This window comes from Nocardia sp. NPDC004711 (assembly GCF_053601595.1).
In genome coordinates this window covers 45,563-65,659 of sequence record NZ_JBSGCB010000035.1, presented here as the reverse complement: position 1 = coordinate 65,659, position 20,097 = coordinate 45,563, and the positions used below count along the sequence as shown (strand labels likewise).

The following is a 20,097-nucleotide window of genomic DNA, read 5'->3' as shown; positions in this document are numbered from 1 at the left end:
AATCACTCGACCGTACCGTCAGGTCCAGTTGTAGTAATCACTTCGCCAGTGGGTCATGAAATACATTACAAGAGAAGGGATTTCGATGTTCTCGCATCTGGCTAACGGGTTGAACATTCCCGCTGCTAGTGGTCGCCCGCGGGAGGCCGCCGACTGTGTCCCGCAGCGGACTTCAAGGGCGATCGAATGAGTGCGCCGTGGCTGGCGTGCCACAGCGTGAGCAAGAGATTCGACGACGGCACGGTCGCGCTCGATGAGGCGGATCTCACCGCGGAGTCCGGACGCATTGTGGTGTTACTCGGCCCATCAGGATGCGGGAAAACGACTCTCCTGCGTTGCATCGCGGGGCTGGAGGACCCATCTTCGGGCTCGGTCCGGCTAGGTGGGCGGGATCTGACCGCGCTCGAGCCCGCCGCCCGCAACGTCGCGATGGTCTTTCAAAATCACGGCCTCTACCCGAACAAGACCGCGTTCGGCAATATCGAGTTCCCGTTGCGGATGGCCAAAGTCCGGCGCGTCGAACGAGAGCGCCGGGTGTGCGAGATAGCGCGGATGTTGCGGATTGAGGATGTCTTGCATCGCAGACCAGCTGCGCTGTCCGGCGGTCAGCGCCAGCGGGTCGGCATCGGTAGGGCATTGGTGCGTGAACCGGATCTGGTGCTCATGGATGAACCGCTTTCGAGTCTGGATGCGGACCTGCGTACGGCGATGAGGGGTGAGATACGTGCGCTACAGCGACGGTTCGGCTGGGGCATGGTGTATGTGACACACGATCAGACCGAAGCCTTGGCGCTCGCGGATCAACTCGTGGTCATGCGGTCCGGAAGCATCGAGCAGGTCGGCTCGGCGCAGGAGGTTTTCAACCGCCCGCAAACCACGTTCGTCGCCGCGTTCCTTGGCGCGATGAACCTGCTCGAACAAGCCGACACGACCGCAGTGCAGATACCGCAACGTCTGGAATTCCGGCAGCCGTGGGCCCACTTGGGCATCCGGGCAGAAGACCTGCGGCTGGGGACAGCCGACCCCGATTCGCTCGAGCTGTGTGGACGTGTGAGCGAAATCGAACTGCTCGGCCGAGAGCATCTGCTGCATGTGCAACTCGATGACCGCGCCTCGGTGCGAGTCAAGGTCGGCAGCTCGGCAGGCGTGGGCGTAGGCGACCGGATACGGCTGCACGCCCACGCCGATGACGTGCATCTGTTCGACGAGGCCGGGCAGCGGCTGACCCCGCCCGAACGGCAAGAACAATATGCGGCGCCGAACGAGCGCCGTCTGGAAGGAGTGCGGTGATGTCGGCAGGGTCGACCTACCTGACGTTGGCAGATGGGCTGGAAAAGGTGGTTCGCGCCAGCCCGCAGGGAGCCCGGTTGTGGTCGGAGAACGAATTGGCCGACCAATACGGTGTCAGTCGCACCACCGTGCGCGGAGCGATGCTCGAGCTCGAGCGCCGGCACCTTATCCGGCGCACTCGCGGCTCGGGCACCTTCGTCGCGCGGCGCATGGAATATGTCATCAGCTCTGAGGTCGAACCCAGCTGGAGCGCGATGGTACGCAACGCCGGGCTCAACCCTGATACACGGATCCTCGACTGGACCACGATGCGGCCCTCAGCGGAGGTTCGCAACGCCCTCGAACTGAGCGCAAATGATCGTGTCGTACGGATTCAACGACTGGGCTTGATCGACGAGCAGCCCGCGACCGTCACGACGTCCTATCTGCCGACCGACCTGGCGCGGAAGCTGCGTGAGGCTCTACGGGAAACCGTCAGCTTCTATTCCGCGTTCCGTGCCCTGGGACTGGCTCCACGCCGGGTGTGGAACACCGCAGAAATGGCGGTCGCCGACGAGCACATTGCTGGACTACTGGAATACGAAGGACGGCCGGCGATCTGGCGAATCCTCAACTGCAACGAGGACGCCGTGACGGGGCGGCGGCTGCAATTCAGCATCGGCTGGAATCGGCCCGACGTCTACGCGGTGCGACTCGAGCTGGGGCGGCAGCGATGAAGGCAGACCTCACCCGCGAGAAGCGCTGCCAACTGCTGGCAGTGGCCGAACCGGCCGACCTGATCGCGCTGGCCGAGCGCGTCCTCAGCGAGGGCTCGACCGTCGAGATCGTGCACCCGCCACAAGTGGGAACAATGGCCCTGCAGGTGCGCGAACCCGTGGTGGGTGAACGTTTCCTGCTGGCCGATGTGCTGGTCACCGAGGTGAGAGTCGAGATCGACGGACACACCGGATGGGCGATGCGCCTGGGCGAGGACACCCTCGCCACGACCGCCGCAGCGCTGTGCGACGCGGCAGTCGAAGCCGCGACCGCGATTGCGCCGGACGTGCTGGATCTGTGCGAGGTGACCGCGACCCGGATCGCCGAGCAGTCGGTCCGAGAACGCCGAGAACTTGCCAGCACGATCGTTCAGTTCGAGGAGCGTTGATGACGACCTTGCAAAGGCTTACACCCGCGCACGCCCAGCAGGCGTTCCGAGCACTGCTGGCCGCAGCCGCCGAGCCTGGAACACTACACACACTTCCGGCCGCCGTCCGCTGGGCCAAGACGCTCATCGTGCCAGCGGTCCTGGCTGATGACACCACGTCGGTGGCCATCTGCGGCGACATACCCTCCCCGCAATTGTCCTGGCTGGAGACCACGACCGGCGCACGGTTGATCGACGACCCGGCCGCCGCCGACTTCGTCGTCCTGGCCGATGGACCGGCGGCGGTCATCCCGGCGCTCCGCCGTGGTAGCAACGAGCACCCCGAACACGCCGCGAAGCTAGTGATCGCCTGTACTCGCCTGGACACCGCCGACGGCGATATCGTCCTGCGGCTCACCGGTCCCGGCATCGCCGGAACAACGCGCCTGGCGGCAACGGGAATCGTCGCCGGCGCGGCGGACGCGGTCCGCGCGGCGAACCCACAGTTTCCGGTCGGCCTCGACGCCTGGCTGGTCGACGACCACGGCCGCATCGCCGCATTGCCCCGGAGTACCCACATCGAAAAGGAGCGCTGATGGGAGCGACATCGGCTCGCGGCGGCCTGGAAGCGATCAGAGCGGCAGAGCGTCTGTATCACGAGCATCAGAACTCTGTCGCAACACCACCTGTGCAACCCGACCAGCTCGTCGACCACCTGCCTACCGGAGTCGACATAGTCATGGCACACGGCGGATTGTGGGCGCCCCGGCTCACCGCCGCCGCTCTGCGGCAGGCCGGAGGTGACACACTGGAAGCCGCGCGCCTGATCAGGGCTCACCGCAACACGCTGCCACGACTTGGGACCACGGTGGCAACCAGCACCGACGATCTCGAGCTGCTGCGCCGTGTCGTGCCCGCCTATCGCGAACCGGCCGGGCCGCAGTTGCTGGGTATCACCAGCGATTACATGAGTCGGCTGCTGAACACGCAGGTACCCGCACCGGAAGCGAACCCGGCGCCACGACCGGTTGCCGACGCTCCGTTCACCGCGCCGCGCCTGTTGGATCTGTTGCGTGAGCAGAACCTGATCGTCGACCGCAGGCTCGCGACCGGTCAGGATCCCGACCCGGTCGATATCACCCGTACACCGGTCGAGACGGGAGCACCGCGCTCAGCACGGCTTTCCAGCCTGGCCCGCGCGGACATCGGCGGACTTGTCGGTCTCTGGTACCAATCCGTGCTCGGCCCGGACAAACGTGCTCATGAGGTCTATCTCGGTGAGGTGCGCCATGGCCGGCTTCCGGTTCGCGTGGTCCATCCCGTTACCGGGCGTGCTTGTGAGGTCGGGCAGGTTCGTGTGACCGAGGTCGAGGCGATCGAGGATCTCGATCGCCCGCACGAGGACACCTCCCGCTTCGACGTCGGATACGGTTTGTGCCTGGGCCACAACGAGCGCAAGGCCATCGCGATGGCCAATCTCGATATCTCGATCGAACGCGAACGCAGCTCCGGCGGCGGATGGCTCGAGCATCTGGCCCTGCGCACCATCGACGGCCTCGATTCGGCAGGACTGCTCGAACACCTCAAACTTCCCCATTACGTCAGCTTCCAGTCCCGGCTCGACCTCAAGGCCGCCGGCCTCGCCGCAGCGGATCACCACGGCGAGGACTGCGACTGTGAACTCCATGGAGCCCACCATGACCATCTCTGACATCAACAGCCCCGCAACCGATCTGGCCGCCTTCGTCGACGCCGCCGGTCCCTCCGGGGCTGTGGGATACCTCGACGAGGGCACCAAACGCGAATTGCGCCGTGCCGTGCTCACCGCGGTGTGCGTACCCGGATACCAGGTGCCATTCGGCTCCCGGGAAATGCCCATCGCACAAGGGTGGGGGTCGGGAGCGGTGCAGATCACGCTCTCCCTGATCGGCGACACCGACGTCGTCAAAGTCATCGACCAGGGCGACGACGCGGGAGTAAACGCTTCCAACATCCGCCGCTTCGTCACAGCGGTCACCGGAGTCGAGGAGACCACCGACGCGCACGAGGCGACGATCGTGCAAACCCGCCACCGCATCCCCGAGGACTCGCTGAAGCCCGGCCAGATCCTCGTGCTGCAGGTGCCGATGCCCGAGCCACTGCGAACCATGGAGCGCAACACCGCCGAGCAACGCCGTATGCACGCCGAACAGGACTACTCCCGCATGTGGGTGAACCTGTACGAGGACCAGGTCCGCAACGGAATGATCACCCGGGCGGTCGGCTACCCCTGCCTGGTCAACAACCGCTACATCATCATCCCCTCGCCAATTCCACGCTGGGATGTGCCGAAACTGCACCGAGCCGCCCACCTGTCGCTGTTCGGCGCCGGACGCGAGAAACGCATCTATGCGATACCACCGCATACCGACGTTGCTCCGCTCGTCTTCGAGGACATACCGTTCAAGGTCGAGGAGTTCCCCGGTGCACGATGTGTGGCCTGCGGCGCGGACACCTCCTATTTGGTTGTACTGCCCGAGACTGGTGAGTGGATCTGCAGCGACACCGCCTGGTGCGCCCGTACACAGGACACCGCGGAGGTGAGCGCATGAACGCCGCCCTGCGTGTGCATCGGCTCGGCAAGCAGTTCGCCGCTGTCGGAGACCGCCAGCCCGGACTGGGCTGCTGGGACGTGTCCTTTCAGATCGTCGCGGGCGAGGCGCTCGGCGTCATCGGCGAGTCCGGATCCGGGAAATCCACGATACTGCGGTGCATCTCGGGAGATCTTGCCGCCACCACCGGCGAAGTCTGGCTGCGCAACAGCGACGGCACCGAAACCGAAATCGTGGGCCTGCCCGCCGCGGCGCGGCGCGGCATGCGGGTGGACCGTCTCGCGATCGTCTACCAGGACCCCGCCGAAGGGCTGGACCTATCACTCACCGCAGGCGGCAACATCGCCGCCGCCCTGACCGCCGCTGGCTGGCGCAACTTCGCCGCCATTCGCGAACGTGCCCGAAACCTCTTGGACCGCATGGAAATTCCAGCAGGCCGGATGGACGATTTGGTGTCCAGCTTCTCCGGCGGCATGCGCCAACGTGTCCAGCTGGCCAAGGCGCTGGCCAATGACCCGCGCGTGCTGCTGCTCGACGAACCGACGACCGGTCTGGACGCCTCGGTGGCGGCAGGAGTGCTCGACCTCATCCGCGATGTCCTCGCCGAGTCCGGGGTCAGCGCCCTGGTCGTCACACATGACTTCGCGGTCGTGGAAATGCTCACCGACCGTGTCCTGGTGATGCAGGGCGGCCGCATCGTCGAATCGGGACTCACCGACCAACTCCTGGAAGACCCCCACCACCCGTACAGCCAGCGGCTCGTCGCCGCAGCAAGAGGATGACCATGCCCGCAGCCGAACTGCGCATCAGCAAACTTTCGAAAACATTCACCCTGCACCACCTCGGCGGGCACATCGTGCACGGCCTGGACCAGGTGTCGCTGCACGTGCGCCCCGGTGAACACGTCGTACTCGCCGGCGACAGCGGCGCCGGCAAGTCGACCCTGCTCAAGTGTGTCTACCGCAGCTACCTGCCCACCGCTGGCACCATACACCTCGACGACACCGAGCTGACGTGCCTGCAGGACAGCGAACTGTCCGAAATACGCCGTCGCGCAATCGGTTACGTCTCTCAGTTCCTGCGATCAGAACCACGTCGCACAGCCCGTGACGTCGTGGTCCGGGCAGCGCTACGCCGCGGTCTGGGCGCAGCGGAGGCGGCGCAGACAGCCGAGCAGGCGCTGACCCGATTCGGGATCGGTACCCGGCTGTGGGGGGTGTATCCGACCCTGCTCTCCGGTGGCGAGAAACAGCGAATCAACCTCGCCGCCGCGATCATTCGCCCACCGCGGCTGCTGTTGCTCGACGAGCCGATCTCCGCCCTCGACCCGCAGAACCGCCGCCTGGTGCTGGCCGCCATCGAGGCACTGCGCCAGCACGACGTCACCGTCATTTCCGTACTGCACGATGTCGAAGCGATGCACGCGGTGGCCGACCGCATCGTCACCATGCGCAACGGACGGATCGTCGCCGAGCAGGAGAACGCCGCATGACCATCGTGACCGGTGGCAGCATCGTGCTGCCCGACCGAGTGATAGACACCGGCAGCGTCGTGGTCGAAGACGGGCTGATCGTCGACATCGTCGAACACCGCGTCCGCGGCGCCGATGTCGTCGACGCAGAGAGCGGATTGATCATCGCGGGACTCGTCGACGCGCACATCGATGCACTAGAGCGCCAGATCCGACCACGTACCTCCGTGGAATTCCCCGCCGACCACGCACTGCTGGCCTTCGAAGACCGCCTGCACGCCGCAGGCATCACCACTGCCTTCCACGGGGTCAAATTCGACGACGAGCCACACCGCAACCGAACACTCGACATCGCAACGCATGTGTGCGCCCAGATTCAGGCTCGCCAGGCCGACCCTGCACGCCGCTGCGAACACCACATCCTGTATCGAGTCGAAACCCGCTGCGACGGGGCGGTCGAGTCGTTGCAGGCCGTCTTGGAGCGCGACGGCGCCGACCGGGCCCCGGTACTGGTGTCCTACGAAGATCACGCACCGGGCGGACGGGGCGTCTATGGCAGCCTCGACCTCTACCGCCAGCATCGCGCCGCCGAGCTGGGCACTGGGCCCGAGCTGGACCGCTTCCTCGACGACAAGATCGCTGGAACTCGCGACAGCGAACCACTACGACTACGCCAGCAGGCCGCGTTGGCCCAGCTCGTACGCAACGGCACCGCGCGACTGCTGGCCCATGACCCCCGCGACCCGGCACACGTCGACGACGCCGCCGAACTCGGCGCCAGCACCGCCGAGTTCCCACTAGGCCTCGACGCCGCCAAACACGCCCGCCACCACGGGATGTCGGTGATCGCCGGCGCCCCGAATTCGCTGCGCGGACACTCCCATAACGGCTCCGTCGCCGCCAACGACATCATCTCCGCCGGTTTGTGTACCGCCCTGGTGTCCGACTACGAACCTTCGGTCCTGCTGCCCGCCGCACTGCGCATCGCCGAAGCCGGCTGGCTGTCGCTGCCCCAGGCATTGGGGCTGGTCACCAGCGGCCCGGCAGCCGTCGCCGGGCTGACCGACCGCGGCCGCATCGCGCCCGGAACTCGGGCGGATCTCGCGATCGTCAACACCACCGGCGCATGGCCGCGCGTGACGACCGTCCTGCACGGTGGCCGTGTAACCCAGTGGGCACGCCGATGACTGGCGCAGCCCGACTCTCCTACGCGAAGGCGGGCCTGAGGACCACACGGCCGCGTCGAGGTCCGAGCCAAGCCCACTGCGAACGTTGTAGCGGCATGTCCCGGGCCCCTAGTCGACGGCTTCCGCAGGGGTGGCCGTCGACGCCACACGATCGTGAACACCGCGTACGGCCCAGCCGCCCATGTCGAACAAGCGAGCCGATCCCATGACACTGCTCGAAAATCGCGCCCCCACCCTGAAGCGGCCAGCCAGACGTGCCGACCGATCGGCGTGGCTAGCGGTCCCCTCGATGGCACTGCTGTTCATCCTGGTTCTCGCCCCCTGCGCGGCCGTACTGGCCTTGGCGTTCTTCAGCTGGGATCCCCTGCGCGGCACAGCCCGATTCGTCGGAATGGACAACTTCGTGCGGGTACTGACCCGCGCAGACCTGCTGCACGCCACAGTCAACACGGTGGCTTACACCCTGATCACCGTGCCGACCACGGTGCTGCTCGGATTGGCTGTCGCGCTGGCAATCCACCATGTTTCGCGGGGCGGATGGCTCTGGCGTACAGCCTATTTCATGCCGATCGCCGCCACCCTGGCCGCCACCTCAGTGGTGTGGAAATGGCTGTTCTATCCCCGTGCGGGGGTCATCGATTCCACCATCGGTCAGCTGCTGGGGGTCTCGGACTGGCTGAACTCCTCCGCCCTGGCGCTACCCGCAGTCGGCATGGTGGGCTGCTGGCAAGGCATCGGCTCTTCGGTCGTGATGTTCCTGGCCGGATTGGCGACCATTCCTGACGCACCTCAGGAGGCCGCCCGGCTCGACGGCGCCAACGCGTGGCAACGGTTCCACCACGTCACCTGGCCCGCGCTGGGCCCTGCCGCCGTGTTCGCCGTCGTCATCGCCCTGCGCGACTCCCTGCAGGTCTACGACCAGGTCCGGGTGATGACCAACGGCGGGCCGATGAACAGCAGCGTCACGCTGGCCTACCTGATGTGGAAACGAGGCATCACCTACCTCGATGTCGGCGGAGCCTCCGTTGTCAGCCTGGTACTGCTCGCTTTGGTGCTCGGGGCAACCTGGCTGCAGTTGCGTCTTTTCGGTCAGCGATGGGAATCGGCGGGGACACGATGAATCGTCGCCGAATCCGCACCATCGCCGTTCAGGTCGGCCTGCACCTGCTGTTGGGACTCGGTGCGGTACTGATGTTGGGGCCCTTCACCCTGATGACATTGGCAGCCTTCTCACCCGAGGATCGTGTCGATGCCGCCGACTTCTCACTCGGCGCGCTGACCCTCGCCAACTTCCGCACCACCCTCGCCGAGGTCGACTGGCTCCAGCTCTACCGAAACTCTTCGATCGTGACAGCCACGATCCTCGTGATCCAGATCCTTATCGGCCTACCCGCCGGATATGTCTTGGCGCGCAGCAGGTTCCGGCTCAAAGCGCTGCTCCGCTGGCTGGTCCTGACCTGTCTGATCATCCCCCCTCAGGTCACCGCGATCCCGTTGTTCCTCGCCATCTCACGCGCTGGATTCGCCGATTCACTGCCAGGCCTCATCACACCCTTCGTGGTGTCCGCCTTCGGCATCTTCCTATTCCGCCAGTTCATCCTCACAATCCCTGCCTCGATCTTCGACGCTGCCCGGATGGACGGTGTTGGTCATTTCGCCGTGATCTGGAGGATAGTGCTGCCCAACGCCTGGCCCGCGGTGGTCGCATTCTCCACCTTCAGCGTGATCGCTCACTGGAACGACTTGTTCTGGCCATCGGTCGTCGTGCGCACCACCGACGCCGCGACCGTTCCCTACGGCATTGTGCGCTACTCCGGCAGCGACACCGGTGCGCAATACAGCGTGCAGATGGCTGCCGCGCTCCTGGCCGTTGCCCCACTGATCCTGGCGTTCCTTCTCGCGCAACGTCACTACGTGCGCGGGATCGCCTTGCGAATGAACGCGGACTGATGACACTGATCTTCGCCCACCGTGGCCGTACCAGCAGTTCCCCCGAGAACAGCATCACCGGAATCATCTCTGCCGCGCGGGCCGGCGCCGACGGTGTCGAAATCGACGTTCGCGTCACCGCTGACGCGACCGCGGTGCTGATGCACGACCCTACCGGTCTACGCACCACCGGCCATCCCGCCCCGATCGATCGGAGTAGTGCTGCGGAAGTGACGCACTGGCAGCTCAGCGACGAACCCGTTCCCACACTCGAGCATGCGCTCACCGTGGCAGCTGCACTGAAATTGCACGTCATCGTCGACCTCAAAGATCCAGCCGCCGCAGACGCGGTCGCCCGCACCACCCACGACACACGCCACGCCATCGATCCCACCCGCCTTCTCGTCTGGACCGCCGACCCCGACGCGATCGACCTGCTGACACATGCGCCCACCACGCTCGCGATCGGCTTCGCCAGCCAACACAGCACCCACCCCACGGCACAAGCGGTCGGCTACGCCGCGAAGCTCGGGCTGCCCCACATTGTCATTGACCACACCGAGCTGAGCACCGCCATTCTCGACACATGCGCACGCCAAGGCTTGGCAGTCAGCAGCTACTTCCCGAACTCATCCACCACCGCACACCCCACGCTGTGGCGCCAGCTGCGCGCGGCAGTCATCGATACCCCGGCCAACTACCCACGAGCCCACCGGCACCGGTGAGCACCGCTTGGTTGCAGGACCGGAGAACTCATTCGGACGTGCGCAGAGACTGTGGCGATTCCTTCAAATACCCGTAACAGCCCAACCGCAACTTCAGTCGAGTTGAAGAAACCGGCATGTATTCGAGGAGAAGCATAAAATGCCGTACAGAATATCCAGCAGCTATAGGCGAATCCCGCGGATCGCGGCCATGGTCACCGCAGTCATTGCGCTAGGAGCGCTTCTACCCGGTTGTGCATCGTCGATGAAGAGCCAGCGCGACGACAAAACAATCGAGATCGTGACAGGCTACAAGAAACAAGCCGACACGATTTCGGCAACCCTGGATGCGAAATTCACCGCCCGGACCGGGATCACGGTCAAGGTCGTCAATACCGGTCAGGAAAACTACGAGTCCGTAGACGAACGCCTCAAGTCCGATGCCGCGGCCGGTACACTCCCGCAACTGGCCGCCGTCGGCATGAGTTCGGTAGCCACCTACGCTGGATCCGCCGCGAAGCCACTGACCACATTCCTCAACTCCGACAAGGACTTCGTAGAGAAGAATTACGGTCAGTCACTGCTGAACGCCGGCACAGTGGCCGGCGATGTATACGGTGTCCCGTACGCGATGTCGAAGATGATGATGTTCTACAATGCAGACGCATTCAAGGCGGCCGGCCTCGATCCGCAATCGCCTCCGACAAGCTTTTCCCAGCTCGCCGACGACGCAACTGTCCTGGCCAAGTCCGGGGCGAATCGGTGGGGAGTCAACTGGCCCAACGATATGAGCAGCAACCTGGGGTTTCAGAACTTTTTGTTCTCGAGCGGCGGCCAGATGATGGACGCCGCCGGGAAGAAGGCCACGTTCAACGAGCCAGCCGGTGTTGCTGTTGTCAAATTCTGGCAGCAATTGGTGCGGTCGGCTGCAGCCTTGGACGCCACTCAGGATCAAAGCGATGAAGCCTTTTTCCGCGGCGACCTTGCGGTCAACATTGCCAGTACCGGTCGACTGGCCAAAATGACCAAGAACGCTCGCTTCGACGTCCGAGTCGCGGCGTTGCCCGTCCCCGATGGCGGCAGCCGCAAGACAGTGCCGGGTGGGTCCGCGCTGATCTCCTTCTCCGACAATCCCGCCGTGTGGACAGTGATCAAGGAACTGACAGGACCCGAAGGCTCGGCGCAGCTGACCAAGTCCACCGGCTACACGCCGGTGAGCCGAACCGCAGCCAGTGACCCGCAGTACCTCGGAGCATGGCTGGCTGAGAATCCACTGAACAAACAGGTGCTACTGGGCGACGAAACGGTGGTGCCGTGGGTGCAGTTCCCCGGTCCCAACGCCGTCGAAATGAGCGACACGCTCCGCAACCAGATCGAATCCGCGCTCACACACGGTACAGACCCCAAGGCAGCATTGGATTCGGCAGCGATACAGATCCAGAACCTGCTCAACTGACACCGACCGCCGTCCCACCACCGGAGGCGTCCGCAGGTCCTCGACCGATCGGGCCGGGTGGCGTCCAATAGCGTGGTGGAGCAACAGCGATCGGCTGCTGAGTCCGTAGTAGTCCCGGACAGCGGGGTGGCCATCGCGTGATCCTTCCAAAGACCTACCAAGTCGCTCCGAAGGAAGAAAAGACCATGCGATTGCCCGATCTCCAGCCTATCGACCCTGCCAGGCCCCTTCACCGAGCAATTGGCAATGGCCAGCCCGGATCTGTTGCGCGCCATGGTATCGAGCTTCGTGCCAGATGCTGATGTCCGCCGTAGCCGGCGCCGCGTGCGGCGCTGGCTACGGCGGACAGCGACGACCGCGTCAAAACCGCAACGGCTACCGCCGCCGCGATTTCGACACCCGGGTCGGCACCATCGCCGAAGGTCGGCGAGAACGGGCGTGTGGTGAACGTGCAGTGCCTGATCGCCACTGGCGTCAACGCCGACGGCTATGGCGAAATCCTCGGTGTCGAAGTGACTTCCGGTGAAGACGGAGTCGGTTGGTTGGCATTCTTCCGCGACTTGGTCGCCTGCGCACTGAGCGGCGTCGCCCTGGTCACCTCCGATCACTGACGCCGACCTGGTCGGACAAGTTGGTCGGCGAGGTGGTGCGCCTTCTTGCCCTCGCGCGTGAGGCTCGCTTCGAAACATGTTTTTGGCCCGTGCGGTGTGGGGGTCTTGGCCTTGAATCTGGCGGTCATTTTCGACACCGACGAACCATGTTTGCCCGCAAGCGTTTTGAGCATGGAGCTCTCCATAACCCAGCGCGGCCGGTGAAGTCGCTGAACGTCCCCGGCGGGCAGGTAATACTGGACGATGCCCCGATATTCGGCCCCGAATCGGCCGACGATGTAACTGTCGGTTTCGTTGACCAACGCGCTCCGGCATGCGGGTTTTCCGCGTGACAGATACGGGGCTGACTTGGCCTCGATCACGGCCGGGTGATCCACCGTGTGTGCCGGAGTGTCTGGCGAGGGAGAAGACGAATCTCGAACACGCCTGGGAGATTCAGCAGGCATACGGGCTGAACTCGTTCGTTGGCGTCGAGCCGGAATTGGCCGCGTGGATGACTGGCGATGACCCGAAAGCGATTCTGACCGGCGCGGTGGCGTGGCTGCAGTGGCGCGAGGCCCTGATGCCGGGGATCACGCCATTAGAGTAGCTGGTCGCCGCCGGAGTGACCGGAGCCGACAGCTTCTTCTGCGCGCTAATCGCGGAGGCTGCGCGAACCGTATTCTCTCGCGACTTCTCTGCCTCTTGGGGTTCCGGTAGTAACCGGACGAAAAACAACGACAATGGCTTGACCAGCAGTGATGGCTCTAGTCGCAAGCGGTCATTGCGTTCAGGCGGGTTCGAGGTGGCGGTAGATGGTCTTGCGGGAGACGCTGAAGGTTTCGGCGATCTGGGCGACGGTGTATTTGCGTTTGCCGTGGTGGTCGCGTTCGTCGTACATCTCGCGGGCCTTTAGCGCTTGCAACTGGGTGAGCGCGGGTGGCCGGTCGCCGACTCGTCCTCGGGCGCGGGCGGATTCGAGTCCTTCGAGGGCGCCTTCGCTGATGAGGTCGGCGAGCATCTCGTCCATCGCGGCGATGACGTGGAACAGGAACCGCCCCGCGGGGCGCGGGTTCGATGCCTTGTTTGAGCACGACCAGATCGATACCGCGTTCGTCGAGTTGGGCGGCGAGTTCGGTCATGTGCCGCACCGAGCGGAATGGGCGCGAGAGCCGGGTGATCACCAGTTCGTCACCACGGCGCAGGTGTTCGAAGCATTTGTCCCACTCCGGGCGACGCGCCAGCTTCCCGGAGGCCTTGTCCACCCAGATTCGCTCGCACCCGGCTGCGGTGAGCGCGTCGATCTGGGAATCGTCTTTCTGCCCTCGCGTGGACACCCGCGCGTACCCGAACCGAGCCATACCCCGGACTGTCCCAGAAAGGGCCGACACATCCGGTTTCGTCCCGTAGATACCGCACACGGGTTCTGACCCGAAATGGGTAAGCATCGATCTGGGCAGACGCGGCACGCGGTGAGGTGGCTCAGTTTGGGCCAGAAACGAACGTTACTGACCCACAGCAGTACGCGCGACCGAACGCGTAGTGAGGTTCAGCGGTGTGAATGTAGTTGTGCGAGAAGCTGTTGCAGGTCTTGGTTGTGACTCGCAGCGGTAGATGGCGGTGTTCTCGCACCGTCATGTGGCGCCGATGACGAGGGGTGCTGCGGGCAGTTTCGACGACATCGGTGGTAATGGTGTCACTCCGGTCGACCCAGCCGGGGTCACGCCTCCATTTCCGCTGCGGCAGAAGACAGATGCCGGTAAATGGTGGGGCGGGTGACGCCGAACTCGGCCGTGATCTGCTCGACGGTGTAGCGGCGCTTGCCACACTCGTCGAGTTCGTCGTACATCTGCCGCGCCAGATCCACCTGGCGGGGTCCGAGTTTGGGCTTCTGCCCGCCGGTGCGCCCGCGGGCACGGGCGGCGGCCAGGCCGTCACGGGTGCGTTCGGACATCAGGGCATGCTCGACTTCGGCTATTGCGCCGAGGATCTGGAAGAACATCCGCCCGACAGCGGTGGAGGTGTCGATGCCCTGATCGAGGACCAACAGGTCCACGCCGCGGTCCTGCAAAGTCTTCGAGAGCTCGATCAGATGCTCGAGGGAGCGGCCGAGCCGATCGAGCTTCGTCACCACCAGCTGGTCGTTGGGCCGGTTGGCCACCAGCAGCGCCTTGCTCAACTCCGGTCGGGAGGCGAGCTTGCCGGAGGCCTTGTCGATGAAGATCTGCTCGCAGCCGGCCGCGGTGAGTGCGTCGTGCTGGGACTCGGGATGCTGATCGCGGGTGGAGATCCGCCCATAGCCGATTCGCATGCGACGCAGTGTATTGCGAACCCCCGACAGGTTGACATTGGTGTCGATGTTCGGAGTCGTCTGCACGGATGTCCGAAGTCGTCTGCCCACGCTCGGGCTGAGTAGCGCTTTTTGTCACATCCGACGATCTTGTGGTCGATGTGGGTGAGGTTGTCCTGCAGGTCCTTTGCGCTGTCGCCTATTCGAATGACTGTGGGTGCGGTGCTTTTTGGTTACATTGGCGGTGTTGGCCAAGGGCCGGATGGGCCGAGTTGTGAGAGTGGGAGGTTCACCGAGGTGGATCCTGTGACGGCGGCGGTGGTCGCGGCGATCGCGGCGGGTGCGGCGGCGGGGGTGAAAGACACCGCAGTGCAGGTGGTGAAGGACGCCTATGCCGGGTTGAAGAGTCTGCTCTCACGCAAGTACCAGAATGTGGATGTCTCCGGGGTGGAGCGTAAACCCGATTCGGAGACGAAGAAGGCGTCGCTGGCCGAGGACCTCGAAGACGCCGGCGCCGCCGGTGACGCGGAGCTGGCGGCGGCGGCTGCGGCGCTGCTAGAGGCGGTGCGCCGGCACGCCCCGCACGCGGTCGTCGGTGTCGATGTCGACGACCTGACCGCCGCGGCGCTGGACATCTCCGATGTCCGATCGACCGGGGACGGAGTGCGGGTGAAGAACAGCCGGATCGACGGTCCAGCGAAGATCAGTGGGGTGCGGTCGGGGTTCGGTGGAACACAGGACCCTGGGACGGCGCGGGCCTGAGTCCCGGTAGCCCCGCGCCCGGTGCCCCGGCTCCTGCTGGTGGCACGACGATCACCGTGACCGGGAGCCAGTTCTACGGCGATGTCACGATCAACGAGTCGAGTGAACGTCCACGCCGGTTGTTACAGCAGTTGGTGCAGGTGTTCGGCGGCACCGATCTCCCGATGGTTGGTGAGGTGAACCCGTACCTGCTGGGGGCGACGAGTTCGGCGTTCGGTGGACCCACCGACTATGGCCGTCGTGACGAGTATGTGGCGCGGACGGCGAACGAGGTCGATGCCCGGCTGGCCCGGGCGTTGACCGGTGCGCGGATGGTGATCGTGGTAGGCCCGTCGAAGGCAGGCAAGACCCGTACCCTGTTCCAGGCGGTTCACGCCTTCGACCCGGGAGCGCGGGTGGTGTGCCCGGTGCACGACGGAATCGGTGAGCTTGCTGGCCATCCTCGCCTGGCCGGGAGCATAGACACGGTCGTGGTGTGGCTCGATGACCTGCACGAGTTCCTCACCGGCACGAATTCCCTCACCCCGGCTGTGCTGGCCCGACTGACCGCTCGCCGGGGCCGGACGCTGGTGGTGGCGACATTGCGGTCGGAGATGCGCGCCCAGCTGCGTGGTGACGGCGAGCTGCGCCGGGAGACCCGCATGCTGCTCGAACAAGCAGTGCTCATCGACCTGGCCTCCACCAGCGACGACCCTGCCGAGACCGCCGCGGCCGCGGCCGCGTACCCCAGTCAGGAGTTCGACGGTCACGGGCTGGCGGAGGTGCTGGCGGGGGCATCGGAGCTGCTGGCACGCTACGACGACGCGAGGGCCGCCGACCCGATCCGGCACACCGTGATCGCCGTATGCATCGACTGGGCGCGGATCGGGCGACCGGATCCGATCCCCGAGGCTGTTCTCACCGAGTTCATGATTCAGTCGTTGCGCCAGACCCGCCCGGAATTGGACACGACCGAGGACGCGGTGCGTGCTGCGATCACGGCCGCGCGGACACCCCCGCAAGGGGCGGGGCGGACGGCGGCGTTGCACACCCGCTACCTCCACGACGGGCTCCGCGGGTACCGGCCCTTCGACTACCTCGTCGCCGCCGACGACGGCCAAGACGACCACACCCCACGACCCATCCCGGATACGTTCTGGCACACAGCAACCCGCGACACCGACCCCGAAACCCTGACAGAGGTCGGGACTACCGCCTATCGCCGCGCCAACACCTCCATCGCGGGCACACTCTGGCGCAAGGCCGCCGACGCCGGGCACGCCGGTGCGATGTCGAACCTCGGGGTCCTGCTGGCGGAGCGGGGGGATCGGGCGGAGGCCGAGACGTGGTCGCGCAAGGCCGCCGACGCCGGGGACGCCGTCGCGATGTACAACCTCGGGATTCTGCTGAAGCGGCCGGATGATCGGGCGGAGGCCGAGACGTGGTGGCGCAAGGCCGCCGACGCCGGGCACACCGACGCGATGTACAACCTCGGGGTCCTGCTGGCGGAGCGGGGGGATCAGGCGGAGGCCGAGACGTGGTACCGCAAGGCCGCCGACGCCGGGCACACCCACGCGATGTACAACCTCGGGGCCCTGCTGGCGGAGCGGGGGGATCGGGCGGAGGCCGAGACGTGGTGGCGCAAGGCCGCCGACGCCGGGGACGCCGTCGCGATGTACAACCTCGGGATTCTGCTGAAGCGGCGGGATGATCGGGCGGAGGCCGAGACGTGGTGGCGCAAGGCCGCCGACGCCGGGCACACCCACGCGATGTCGTACCTCGGGACCCTGCTGAGGGAGCGGGGGGATCGGGCGGAGGCCGAGACGTGGTGGCGCAAGGCCGCCGACGCCGGGGACGCCGTCGCGGCGTTGCAACTTGCGGTCTTGCTCGCCGGGCGGGAGAGTCGGCGGAAGCGGAAGTTCTGGTGGCGCAGGGCTGATGACGGTGCGTCGTCTTGAAGGTTCTCGTCCGGGGTGCACCCCGACACCCGCTGATGATCATCATGTGGTCGCGTTGTGTAGTCGGTCCCGGTAGATCCGAAGTGCTTTGCGATCGGCGGCCGAAGCGCTCTCACCGACGGTTTCGGCGGCGGCCAGCAGCGCCCGGTGGACGTGCGGCGGTGCGGTGACGTGCAGGCTGTAGCCCTGGCCGCGTCGTACTTCCCGGCCCTGTTGCAGGGCGTAGTGCTCGGTTTCACCGAGGTCGGCGGCGTAGCCGGTCAGGCGGCGGGCAATCTTGCCCGGCATCTCGATCCGGATCGGGGGGGTCGCCATCCGCACCGCCTTCGCCGACCTGCTGCCCGGCCGACCCGAACAACCAGCACGCGTCGGCATCGACGAACCGGAGAGGGCCCGCCGAGTACACGGTGACGACGATAGTGTGACGGTGATGATGGAGCCGTACGAAGCTGTGGGACTTGCCTTGTCGGTCGCTGACGACGGATTGTCCGCTGGTGAAATGCCGATAGGTGCGGTGGTGTTCGATGACGAGCGGATCCTCGGTCGTGCTCACACCCTGGAGAAGGCGTTGGGCCAGCGGATTGTGCATGCCGACCTTCTCGCTATGCAGCAGGCCGATGAGGCACTGGGGTTCATACGCCCAGCCGGCATGCTCACGCTCGCAGTGAATCTTGAGCCCTGCTTGATGTGCATGGGTGCGGCCATCACGTTGGGCATCCGGAGAGTGTGGTTCGCACTCGCGTCGCCGAACGACGGCGCCGCCGCTTTGGTGCAGTCATGGTCGCCGCCGGAGGAACTTGCATTCTTCGCGAAGCCTCGCGAGATCAGGGGTGGCATCCGATCGGATGAAGCGCGGGCGCAGTTCGCTGCCTACGCCGCCGGTGATGGGCCATCGGGTATGCGCGCGTGGGCTGGTGGGCTCGCGCACAAGTAAATGACGAAGGACTCCGGACGCGCACCGAAGGATAGGGGCTTGGGGAACATCGGTGCGAAGGGTAGCTCTATGCCGTTGCGACCGGTGCGCATTATCTGCGGTAATTCCTTAGCGCCGGATTCCGTGCGAATGCCAGTCGATCGGCATCAAATCACCAGGTCACCGGCTACACGACTTCCGCAGCTGCGGGCACGGTGAGATTCTGATCTTGGAAGGGGTATGCAGTCGAAGGAGGTAGCGATGTCGAAGTCCAGCAGCAAAGGCTGCAGTCACGCCAGCGGCGGCAAGATGACCGCCAGCAGGGCCTCCGCGATCCAGAGCGCCGGTGCCCGCAACCCGGACAGTCGCACGGCCACAACAGGGTTCGCCAGCCGAGCCCAGTCCGCAGGCGCGACCAATGCGTACAGCAGCGGCGGATCCGGCAAGAAATAGCAACAGCCATAACCGATCTCGTGACGCCCTGGGACTCTGCCCGGGGCATCACTGCGTTAGCGCCGGATTCCGGCCGGATGTCACTCACTACCCCCAAGATCGGCGGATCGGTCTGGTCAGCGCGTCAGCTCCCGCTGTTCGGCGGCCACAGCTAGCTGATGAGCAGCTTGTCCGCTGGAGATACAGCGCCTGCAGACTCTGCGCGCACGGATCGATCAGATGATCGACGACGCACAGGACCGCTTGCTCACCGCCGCCGGTGATCAGGTGGCCGCGGGCCTGCCGGTCTCGGACTACACCGCCGCACTACTCGCCGACAAGAGCAACCCCTGATCGTCTTCCGGACACCGGTGGGCTCGGAAACGGCCTATACCTCAGCCTCACAAAGGCATTGGGGCCGAGTGTGGTGCGATTGGATCGTGAATCGTCAGGAAGAAGCATTGCGGCTGGCCACGGAACTGCTCGAAGACATCGAGCTGCAGCGTTTGAAGGCTTCGGAAATCGTGCTCAAAGCCAGCAGGGTTGCCCGCCTGGTCCACCACAACGAGCTATCGACCTTCCTGCGGCACGAGCGTGAGGGGTACCCGCTGGATGGATCGGCGACTGGCTGGTTCTCCCGTGCCGACCGGTGGACCGACAAGAAAGAACGCAGGTGTAACCCGTATCCGATAACTCGTATCGAGGCGTCGCTCGAAGGAGGCCGACAGGCACTCGATGCACTCAAGAACGGTGGGAACTACTCGGGGGATTCGGTGCCGATCGCGGCCCGCGAGCATGACGCCAAGATCATTGGGACCACGAAGACGGTCAGCGAGTTGGCGGCCATCAGCGGTGCTGTCGTGTCGACGGTGTACGGCATGGTGACCGAGATCTATCACGAGTTGCTGTTCAGTGAGCTCCAGGCGACTCTGTTCGCGTCCGTGCAGGACAACGTCGATGGAGCGCTGGCGGTCGCGAGTGGATCGGCCCTGGACAAGATCGCCAAAGTCTCCGATCGTCTGCGAGAAGGTGACCCCGAGTCGGTCAGCCAGGCCCTGACGACGTGTCGGCGCCTGATCGATTCGTGTGCCGATCACCTCTTCCCGGGCCGCGACGAGCCCTACAGCATCGGGGACAATGTCGAGCCGCTGAAGGTCGGCCCGCAGAACGTGCTCAATCGGTTGCAGGCCTACTGCCACCAGCAGAAGCTGTCCAAGAGCCGCCGCGACCGCCTGCGGAGGACGTTCAGCGAGCTCTACGGACGGTGCTCGACCGGAACACACGCCGAGGTCGAGGTGGAGGAAGCACGATTCGTGTTTCTCCAGACGTATGTCGTCCTGGGTGAAGTTCTGACTCTCGCCGATTCGGCGCGCGCCACTCCGTAGGGCCCGCAGGGCGATTCAACATGAGGGAGGCCTTGTT

Annotated in this window: 23 protein-coding genes and 2 pseudogenes; 20 read left to right on the top strand and 5 right to left on the bottom strand. The window is 65.2% G+C overall.

What is annotated here, in order from left to right:
- Positions 1-216 precede the first annotated feature (216 nt).
- From ACWEKS_RS31320 to ACWEKS_RS31255, 14 genes and pseudogenes are all read left to right on the top strand, one after another.
- Positions 217-1,290 (top strand): ABC transporter ATP-binding protein, encoded by a 1,074-nt coding sequence (locus ACWEKS_RS31320; protein ID WP_452343419.1) that lies wholly within the window; start codon positions 217-219, stop codon positions 1,288-1,290.
- Positions 1,290-2,006 (top strand): GntR family transcriptional regulator, encoded by a 717-nt coding sequence (locus ACWEKS_RS31315; RefSeq protein ID WP_452343464.1) that lies wholly within the window; start codon positions 1,290-1,292, stop codon positions 2,004-2,006. Before ACWEKS_RS31320 ends, ACWEKS_RS31315 begins: the two co-directional genes overlap by 1 nt.
- Complete coding sequence (locus tag ACWEKS_RS31310; protein WP_452343418.1) at positions 2,003-2,434, top strand: phosphonate C-P lyase system protein PhnG; 432 nt, start codon at positions 2,003-2,005, stop codon at positions 2,432-2,434. The genes ACWEKS_RS31315 and ACWEKS_RS31310 overlap by 4 nt, the downstream gene beginning before the upstream one ends.
- Positions 2,434-3,009, top strand: a complete 576-nt coding sequence (gene phnH, locus ACWEKS_RS31305) for a phosphonate C-P lyase system protein PhnH (protein ID WP_452343417.1) — start codon at positions 2,434-2,436, stop codon at positions 3,007-3,009. The genes ACWEKS_RS31310 and phnH overlap by 1 nt, the downstream gene beginning before the upstream one ends.
- Complete coding sequence (locus tag ACWEKS_RS31300; RefSeq protein ID WP_452343416.1) at positions 3,009-4,124, top strand: carbon-phosphorus lyase complex subunit PhnI; 1,116 nt, start codon at positions 3,009-3,011, stop codon at positions 4,122-4,124. Before phnH ends, ACWEKS_RS31300 begins: the two co-directional genes overlap by 1 nt.
- Positions 4,111-5,004: an alpha-D-ribose 1-methylphosphonate 5-phosphate C-P-lyase PhnJ gene (locus ACWEKS_RS31295; RefSeq protein WP_452343415.1), complete on the top strand. Its 894-nt coding sequence runs from the start codon at positions 4,111-4,113 to the stop codon at positions 5,002-5,004. Before ACWEKS_RS31300 ends, ACWEKS_RS31295 begins: the two co-directional genes overlap by 14 nt.
- On the top strand, positions 5,001-5,786 hold the full coding sequence (locus ACWEKS_RS31290; RefSeq protein WP_452343414.1) for an ATP-binding cassette domain-containing protein: 786 nt from the start codon (positions 5,001-5,003) through the stop codon (positions 5,784-5,786). Before ACWEKS_RS31295 ends, ACWEKS_RS31290 begins: the two co-directional genes overlap by 4 nt.
- A 2-nt stretch (positions 5,787-5,788) precedes the next feature.
- Positions 5,789-6,496 (top strand): ATP-binding cassette domain-containing protein, encoded by a 708-nt coding sequence (locus ACWEKS_RS31285; RefSeq protein ID WP_452343413.1) that lies wholly within the window; start codon positions 5,789-5,791, stop codon positions 6,494-6,496.
- Positions 6,493-7,662, top strand: a complete 1,170-nt coding sequence (locus ACWEKS_RS31280; protein WP_452343412.1) for an alpha-D-ribose 1-methylphosphonate 5-triphosphate diphosphatase — start codon at positions 6,493-6,495, stop codon at positions 7,660-7,662. Before ACWEKS_RS31285 ends, ACWEKS_RS31280 begins: the two co-directional genes overlap by 4 nt.
- A gap of 289 nt (positions 7,663-7,951) precedes the next feature.
- Complete coding sequence (locus ACWEKS_RS31275; protein WP_452343411.1) at positions 7,952-8,782, top strand: carbohydrate ABC transporter permease; 831 nt, start codon at positions 7,952-7,954, stop codon at positions 8,780-8,782.
- Entirely contained in the window at positions 8,779-9,612 is an 834-nt protein-coding gene (locus ACWEKS_RS31270; protein WP_452343410.1) for a carbohydrate ABC transporter permease, read from the top strand. Before ACWEKS_RS31275 ends, ACWEKS_RS31270 begins: the two co-directional genes overlap by 4 nt.
- Entirely contained in the window at positions 9,612-10,316 is a 705-nt protein-coding gene (locus ACWEKS_RS31265) for a glycerophosphodiester phosphodiesterase (protein WP_452343409.1), read from the top strand. The genes ACWEKS_RS31270 and ACWEKS_RS31265 overlap by 1 nt, the downstream gene beginning before the upstream one ends.
- A gap of 190 nt (positions 10,317-10,506) precedes the next feature.
- Positions 10,507-11,751: an ABC transporter substrate-binding protein gene (locus ACWEKS_RS31260; protein WP_452343408.1), complete on the top strand. Its 1,245-nt coding sequence runs from the start codon at positions 10,507-10,509 to the stop codon at positions 11,749-11,751.
- A 185-nt stretch (positions 11,752-11,936) separates the two neighbouring features.
- Positions 11,937-12,356: pseudogene (locus ACWEKS_RS31255) on the top strand (transposase); the annotation flags it as partial.
- Here ACWEKS_RS31255 and ACWEKS_RS31250 read toward each other — a convergent pair.
- Positions 12,356-12,724 (bottom strand): group II intron reverse transcriptase/maturase, encoded by a 369-nt coding sequence (locus ACWEKS_RS31250; RefSeq protein ID WP_452343407.1) that lies wholly within the window; start codon positions 12,722-12,724, stop codon positions 12,356-12,358. The pseudogene ACWEKS_RS31255 and the gene ACWEKS_RS31250 sit on opposite strands and share 1 nt — an antisense overlap.
- A gap of 20 nt (positions 12,725-12,744) precedes the next feature.
- Here ACWEKS_RS31250 and ACWEKS_RS31245 point away from each other — a divergent pair, with 20 nt between their 5' ends.
- Complete coding sequence (locus ACWEKS_RS31245) at positions 12,745-12,951, top strand: DUF4158 domain-containing protein (RefSeq protein ID WP_452343406.1); 207 nt, start codon at positions 12,745-12,747, stop codon at positions 12,949-12,951.
- A gap of 180 nt (positions 12,952-13,131) precedes the next feature.
- Here ACWEKS_RS31245 and ACWEKS_RS31240 read toward each other — a convergent pair whose 3' ends face one another.
- The 3 genes and pseudogenes from ACWEKS_RS31240 to ACWEKS_RS31230 all read right to left on the bottom strand — a co-directional run bounded on the left by ACWEKS_RS31240 (position 13,132) and on the right by ACWEKS_RS31230 (position 14,652).
- Complete coding sequence (locus ACWEKS_RS31240; RefSeq protein WP_452343463.1) at positions 13,132-13,362, bottom strand: helix-turn-helix domain-containing protein; 231 nt, start codon at positions 13,360-13,362, stop codon at positions 13,132-13,134.
- Positions 13,357-13,702, bottom strand: a pseudogene (locus ACWEKS_RS31235) (recombinase family protein); the annotation flags it as partial. The pseudogene ACWEKS_RS31235 and the gene ACWEKS_RS31240, both read right to left, overlap by 6 nt.
- A gap of 359 nt (positions 13,703-14,061) precedes the next feature.
- Positions 14,062-14,652, bottom strand: coding sequence for a recombinase family protein (locus tag ACWEKS_RS31230; protein ID WP_452343405.1), 591 nt, complete (start codon positions 14,650-14,652; stop codon positions 14,062-14,064).
- 276 nt (positions 14,653-14,928) lie between these two features.
- Between ACWEKS_RS31230 and ACWEKS_RS31225 the strand changes: the two genes are divergently transcribed.
- Together ACWEKS_RS31225 and ACWEKS_RS31220 are read left to right on the top strand one after the other, a co-directional pair.
- Complete coding sequence (locus ACWEKS_RS31225) at positions 14,929-15,393, top strand: hypothetical protein (protein ID WP_452343404.1); 465 nt, start codon at positions 14,929-14,931, stop codon at positions 15,391-15,393.
- 56 nt (positions 15,394-15,449) lie between these two features.
- Entirely contained in the window at positions 15,450-17,330 is a 1,881-nt protein-coding gene (locus ACWEKS_RS31220; RefSeq protein ID WP_452343403.1) for a tetratricopeptide repeat protein, read from the top strand.
- A 42-nt stretch (positions 17,331-17,372) separates the two neighbouring features.
- On the opposite strand, the gene ACWEKS_RS31215 is transcribed toward ACWEKS_RS31220, so the two are convergent.
- Positions 17,373-17,645 (bottom strand): hypothetical protein, encoded by a 273-nt coding sequence (locus ACWEKS_RS31215; RefSeq protein WP_452343402.1) that lies wholly within the window; start codon positions 17,643-17,645, stop codon positions 17,373-17,375.
- A 115-nt stretch (positions 17,646-17,760) separates the two neighbouring features.
- Here ACWEKS_RS31215 and ACWEKS_RS31210 point away from each other — a divergent pair, with 115 nt between their 5' ends.
- The 3 genes from ACWEKS_RS31210 to ACWEKS_RS31200 all read left to right on the top strand — a co-directional run bounded on the left by ACWEKS_RS31210 (position 17,761) and on the right by ACWEKS_RS31200 (position 20,060).
- The gene (locus ACWEKS_RS31210; RefSeq protein ID WP_452343401.1) at positions 17,761-18,264 is read left to right on the top strand and encodes a nucleoside deaminase; all 504 of its coding nucleotides are present in this window, start codon (positions 17,761-17,763) and stop codon (positions 18,262-18,264) included.
- Between the two features lie 240 nt (positions 18,265-18,504).
- Complete coding sequence (locus ACWEKS_RS31205; RefSeq protein ID WP_452343400.1) at positions 18,505-18,696, top strand: hypothetical protein; 192 nt, start codon at positions 18,505-18,507, stop codon at positions 18,694-18,696.
- Positions 18,697-19,115: 419 nt separating this feature from the next.
- Positions 19,116-20,060 carry an AbiTii domain-containing protein gene (locus ACWEKS_RS31200; RefSeq protein ID WP_452343399.1) on the top strand — a complete coding sequence of 315 codons (945 nt, stop codon included), beginning with the start codon at positions 19,116-19,118 and terminating at the stop codon, positions 20,058-20,060.
- Positions 20,061-20,097 lie beyond the last annotated feature (37 nt).